Annotated in this window: 5 protein-coding genes; all 5 read left to right on the plus strand. The window is 31.7% G+C overall.

The annotated features are described in order from the left end of the window. Positions 1-258 precede the first annotated feature (258 nt). The 5 genes from tes (at position 259) to ACKI67_RS07460 (ending at position 6,095) form a co-directional block, all read left to right on the plus strand. Positions 259-1,785: a tetraether lipid synthase Tes gene (tes, locus tag ACKI67_RS07440; RefSeq protein WP_407462845.1), complete on the plus strand. Its 1,527-nt coding sequence runs from the start codon at positions 259-261 to the stop codon at positions 1,783-1,785. A gap of 353 nt (positions 1,786-2,138) precedes the next feature. Beyond that, positions 2,139-3,119, plus strand: a complete 981-nt coding sequence (locus tag ACKI67_RS07445; RefSeq protein WP_407462846.1) for a beta-ribofuranosylaminobenzene 5'-phosphate synthase — start codon at positions 2,139-2,141, stop codon at positions 3,117-3,119. Positions 3,120-3,224: 105 nt separating this feature from the next. Next, positions 3,225-3,710 (plus strand): homoaconitase small subunit, encoded by a 486-nt coding sequence (gene hacB, locus ACKI67_RS07450; RefSeq protein WP_407462847.1) that lies wholly within the window; start codon positions 3,225-3,227, stop codon positions 3,708-3,710. Between the two features lie 398 nt (positions 3,711-4,108). Further along, a complete protein-coding gene (locus ACKI67_RS07455; protein ID WP_407462848.1) occupies positions 4,109-4,747 on the plus strand; it encodes an HVO_0476 family zinc finger protein in 639 nt (212 codons plus the stop codon). Positions 4,748-4,820: 73 nt separating this feature from the next. Further along, entirely contained in the window at positions 4,821-6,095 is a 1,275-nt protein-coding gene (locus ACKI67_RS07460) for a tRNA (N(6)-L-threonylcarbamoyladenosine(37)-C(2))-methylthiotransferase (RefSeq protein WP_407462849.1), read from the plus strand. The last annotated feature ends 442 nt before the right edge of the window (positions 6,096-6,537 follow it).

The raw sequence follows: 6,537 nt of genomic DNA on the forward strand, positions 1-6,537 counted from the left end.
AGTTTATATACCATAAAGAATATATTAAAATTATTATGTTAAGATAAGGTTTTTATAAACTAAATTTACTTATTTGTTTTAATTGTTAATTTTTATTCGCATTTGATGTTGAAATTAGATTTTATTTTCAATTTCATTTTATTATCAATTACTTTCTAAATATAATTTCTTCATCGAATCAATTTAATTTATATTAAATCTTATTAAAAAATAAATTTCAAAAATCATAGAATTATAATAAAGTATTGTGGTGAGAGTGTGCATATTAAAAATACAACTAGTTTATGTCCTATTTGCCTCAAACCTTTAGATGCTGAGGTTTATGAAGAGGACGGTAAAGTCTGGATTAAAAAGGAATGTCCAGAACATGGGGAATTCAAAAATACTTATTGGAGTGATGCAGAGTTATACGACAGAGTTGATCAAGTAGACTCCATTACTCAAGATTTGGAAAATCCTATGGTGAATAAGGTTGCAAAATGTCCGCAAAACTGTGGTATCTGTTCCGAACATGAATCATACACTGTATTAGGTTTGATTGATGTTACAAACAGATGCAACTTAAAATGCCCAATCTGTTTTGCAAATGCAGCAACTTCCAAAAAATTATTTGAACCTACTCAAGACGAAATTCGTCAAATGCTTAAGAACTTAAGAAATGAAAAACCTGTTCCTGCTCCAGCTATTCAATATGCTGGTGGTGAACCTACCGTAAGAAAAGATTTGCCTGACTTAATCAGAATGGCAAGGGAAGAAGGATTTTCACATACCCAAATAGCTACCAATGGTATTAGGATTGCTAAGAAAGAAGGTTATGCTCAGGAATTGAAAGATGCAGGATTAAACACCGTTTACTTGCAATTTGACGGTGTTACTGAAGAACCTTATCTTATAGCAAGAAGTAAAAATCTCTTAAATGTAAAATTGGAAGCTATTGAAAAATGTAGGGAAGCAGGACTTGGTGTTGTAATCGTACCTACCGTTGTTAAAGGTGTCAATGACCAGCAAATTGGTGACATCATCAGATTTGCTATTGAAAACATCGACATTGTACACGGTGTAAACTTCCAGCCAGTATCATTCTCTGGAAGAACTCCATCTGACCAAGTGGAAGAGCAAAGAATCACAATCCCTGACTTTTTAGAATTGGTTGATGAACAGACTGACGGTCAAATTGCAAAAGATGATTTCTATTCAGCAACATCCGTTCAACCTGTATCCAGTTTCATCGGTGCTTTAAGAAACGAAGAACCTCCAGTTACATTAAACTGTCACCAACACTGTGGTTCAGCTACTTATATATTTATGGATAATGGTAAAATCATACCTATTACCCGTTTCATTGACATTGACAAGTTCTTGTCATTCTTGAACAAATACACAGACAAATTGGAAGATGGCGGTTTCGGTATCAAATCCAGAGTTTTAGCAAGTGCTGCTAAAAACCTTCCTAAAATCATTAATGAGGATGAAGCTCCATCTGGATTAGATATGAAAAAGATCTTATTAGATATCTTCAAAAGTCAATCCTATGATGCATTAGGTGAATTCCACGTAAATTCATTACTTGTATCCTGTATGCATTTCATGGATCCATTTAACTTCGATACCGATAGGGTAAAAGACTGCGTTATCCATTATGCAGTTCCTGATGGAAGAGTTATTCCATTCTGTACAATGAACTCTATCTACAGACAAGGAATTGAAGATGAATTTTCCGTTCCATTAAATCAGAAAATGACTGAATTTAATGACAAGACCGGAAAAGAAGAAGAGGATGAATAAATTATTTAATTAATTTTTTCTCTTTTAATTTCTTTTTTTATTTTTTCTTTATACTTTTTCTTTATTTTGACTATTTTTTCTAGATTTTTTTATTTTTTATATTATTTTTCTACTTTTCACTATTTTTTTACAATTTTATCTACTTTTATACAATTTCCCTTTAATATATATAATAAAGTTTATATATTAAAAATGAATATTTAAGTATAGTGAACATTTAAGTTTGTTAAATATTTTTTAAAAAATATTTTTAAATATTCATAATTATCCATTTGATAATTGAATCGTGTGAGGAAGACTAAGTTTTATTATCCGATTCAGTTATTGAATAAATTAAAAATGGTCGTGAAAAAATGATTATTAGAGCACCTTCAAGATTACACATGTCTCTTATCGACATGAATGGGTCTTATAAGAGAATTGATGGTGGTATAGGTCTCGCACTTAGCGATCCACAATTTGTATTAGAAAGTGAAGAAACAAATGAAAAAGGATATACATTAGAATTTGCTGATGGAATTAGACAAGATTCCATAGAAGAATGTCAAGATAAGATTCCAAAAGCTGCTGAAAAAATTGCAGAACTCTGTGATATTGAATCCGGATTCCATTTTAAAGTTTTAGAAGCTTACCCAGCACACTCTGGCTTAGGTTCTGGAACTCAAATCTCAGTTTGTACTGCTCATTTAATGACTGCAACTGCAGGACTTGAATACTCAAGCAGAGACTTAAGTGCTATGGTTGGCAGAGGCGGAACCTCTGGTATAGGTACTTTTGCTCATGATTTAGGTGGATTCATTGTTGATGGAGGCCACAGTTTAGAAGAAAAGCCTGGATTTTTACCTTCATCTGCATCTAAAGCAAAACCTGCTACATTAATCGCAAGATATGAGTTCCCTGAAGAATGGGATATTTTGCTTGCAATGCCTGAAGTGGAAGAGACTATGCATGATCAACAGGAAGTTAATGTATTCCAAACTTACTGTCCTCTTCCAAAAACTGAGGTGGAACAAGTTTCTCATTTGATTTTGATGAATTTGCTTCCATTCTTGCTTGAAAAAGACATTGTTAACTTTGGTTGGGCAATTAAAGAACTTCAAAAAGTCGGGTTCAATAAACTTGAACACAGCTTAGACCCACATTACTTGCCTACTATGCAAGCCCTTGATGATGCAGGAGCTTATGGTACTGGTATCAGTTCCTTCGGCCCTACTTTATACACTGTATTTGATGACAACAATAAGGATATTGTAAAAGCAGCAGAGGAATTAGTAGGTAAAGACCGTGTAAAAGTAACCAAAGCTCAAAACCATGGTTATGTAATTGAAAAATAAGTTCAATGAAAGAATTGGAATTAGTTAGAATACTTAATTGTTTGTTATGGAATTGAATTCCATAATTTTTATTTTTTTTAAATATTTATATATGTAGTGAATACTATGACTGAAATTAGAGGAAAGGTTTGGAATTTTGGAGATAACATTGATACTGACGTTATCATTCCAGGAAGATATTTGAGAACATTCAATCCAAAGGATTTGGCACTTCATGTTCTTGAAGGTGAAAGAGCGGATTTCACTAAAAACGTTAAGCAAGGTGACATCATACTTGCAGGTGAAAACTTCGGTTGCGGATCTTCAAGGGAACAGGCTCCAGTAGCAATCAAGGCTGCAGGTGTTGAAGCCATTGTTGCAAAATCATTTGCACGTATCTTCTATAGGAATGCCATCAATATTGGTTTGCCTGTAGTTGTTGCAGACATTGAAGCAGATGATGGTGATGTTCTTTCAGTTGATTTGGAAAAGGGAATCATCGTCAATGAAACCAAAAATATTGAAGTTGAATTCCAGGCTTTTAAGGAATTCATGATAAATATATTGTCTGATGGTGGTCTAGTTAAACATTATTTAGCAGAAAAAGAATAAGTTTAATTAAATTGATAGGTTGATTATTTAACGTAATGTTTTTATGGTAAACTATTCGTTAAATTAATCAAACTTTTATTTTAAATGCCATCATTTTGAAATATGTTTTTTCTTTTATTTTTACTCAGATGTTGAAGTCTATCTTAAGAATATATTTTGATTTTTGGATGAGTTTTTTAAAATCAATACATAAGTTTATAATTAACTTAATCTATAATATTATAATAATCAATTAAATTTATTAATTTAAATTAATAACATAGCTATTTTTAATTATTTTTTTAGTTTTTCATGAGAAAAATTAATGTTCTTATGTTTTAATTTATTATTTTTACTTAAGTTTTCAATTTGAATTAGTATTAGTTATGTTATTCTATAAAAAATGTGAGGTGAAAAATATGGTTTGTCCAGTTTGTGGTTCTGATGAAGCAGTCATCTTAAAGAATAAGGTCATCAATGCCAAATCAAAGGAAATCAGAGAATTCCTATTGAAATGTGATGAATGCGGTTCTGTTTATAAGGAAAGAGTCACCCAAGACAATCCTAAACCATATAGGTTGATCATTAGTGAACATGAAGATACTCATAAAACAATCATTGACTTATTCCCTGATGAAGAGTTGGCTGTTGGGGATTTCTTAATATCAGAACTTGGAAAGGTTAAAATTACTTCTTTGGAACTTGATGATGAAAAGAGAGTTAAGAAAGCTATTGCTCGTGATGTAAGGACTATTTGGGCATCATCAGAAGAGATTCCTGCACGTTTCGGTGTTTCAATCGACTTGCACGGAAAGGTCGCTTCATTCAAATGTGAAACAGAACGTGACTTTAAGATAGCAGTTGATGACATTCTTAAAATCGACAAATACGTTGCAAGAGTTCATGTAATCAAAACAGAAGAGAGAAAAACAACTAAAGGTTATGCAAAGGCAAAGGTTATCAAAAGGGTTTATGCTAAACCTGTCAAGTTCAATCATTATGACTATGATTTGACCAAATATATCGTTCAGGCTAAACCTTTAAATAAGAAACCGTAAATGATTAATCAATTTAAATCCTATTTGGATGGATTAGAAAATATTTTAAAATTAGATGCTAATTGAGGATAATATGAAAGTATTTATAGAAACTTATGGATGCACATTCAATCAGGCAGATTCTGAGATTATGGCAGGTATCCTAAATGCGAATGCTATTGAAATAGTTGACAGTCAGGAAGAGGCGGATGCCATCATTGTCAACACCTGTTATGTAAAATTGCCTACTGAAAGTAAGGTAATCAACAGAATCAAAAAGCTTCAAAGCGAATTTCCAGACAAGAAAATCATTGTTGCAGGATGTATGGTTGAAGTGGATCCTAAAAAGCTTGAGGACATTGGACCGAATTGTTCTTGGATTGGACCTCATCAATTGAATAAAACTGCAGATGTAGTTAAGTCTGCAATTGCAGGTGAGGTTACAAGAGAGTTCGGTTTTTCAGATGAGCCTAAGGTTTGTGTTCCTAAGATACGCCAAGACCCTTGTGTTCATGTTATCCAAATATGTGAAGGCTGTTTAGGAGCCTGCACCTATTGCTGCACACGTTTTGCAAGAGGTCATTTAAACAGTTATCCTATTAAGGATATTGTTGCCGAAGCCAAACAAGCTATTGAAGACGGCTGTGTAGAGATTGAACTTACTGCTCAGGATACATCTGCATTCGGTAAGGATACCGGTGAAAAGCTTGCCGATTTGATTAGGGAAGTTGCCAGTTTGGATGGAGATTTCAAGGTGCGTGTTGGAATGATGCACCCTAAGAACATAGGCGGTGACCTTGAAGATTTGATTGATGCATTCAAGATGGAAAAGGTATACAATTTCCTTCATTTGCCTATTCAATCAGGTAGTGATGCAGTCTTAAAGCATATGAAAAGAAATCATACCGTTGAGGACTATAAGAAAATCGTCTATAGGTTCAAAGAGGAAATTCCGGACATTACATTAGCTACCGATATAATCATAGGATATCCTACAGAGACTGAAGAGGACTTCATGATGACTGCAGATTTGATTGAGGAAATCAAATTCAATTTGATTCACTTATCCAAATATCAGCATAGGGAAGGTGCTACATCTTCCAATCTTAAGAACATTCCTTTTGAGGATATGAAAAGAAGGTCCAAATATTTGTCTGACATCAAGTTTGGAATCATTGAAGAGGAAAATAAGATATTGAAGGATAAGGAATTGAATGCATTGGTGGTTGGCAAAGGATCTAAAGGTGGATTCATTGCAAAAACAGATTCATATATTCCTGTAGTGGTTCAGGATGTTGAATTGGGAGAATTCATTAAAGTCCATATTGATGAAACCACTGGAACTTATTTGATTGGTCATAAGATTTAATGATTTTTTAGATTTTGTTTAATTTTTTAATTCCTTTTTTAATTTTTACTTCAGATTGTTGATTTTTTGACCAATATTTTTGACTATTTTTCTCTTTTATTTTTTACTTATTTTTCAATTATAAAATTCATTGTTCCTTATTTATTTTTTTAAGGATTTCTTTATTATTTTCTTCATTTTTATCATGTAATTTTCATTATTTTTTTATTTAGAAAATTCTTAGAAAATTTAGGTAAAAAACTCTTTCTAAATCAATTATTTTTTAAAATAACAAATAATTTAACTTGTATTTTTGTTTTAAAGAATAATTCATATTTTATTTGGCTTTTAAAGAAAAATTTCTTTATTTTCTCTTTTTAAAGCTTATACTTTTTTATTTTAATTAAATAAAGATATTTAACTCTTTATTTAAAGAATTAAGAGTTTTTAAAAGGTTTAATTT

Origin of the sequence: Methanobrevibacter sp. (assembly GCF_045577275.1) — an archaeon.
GTDB lineage: Archaea > Methanobacteriota > Methanobacteria > Methanobacteriales > Methanobacteriaceae > Methanobrevibacter.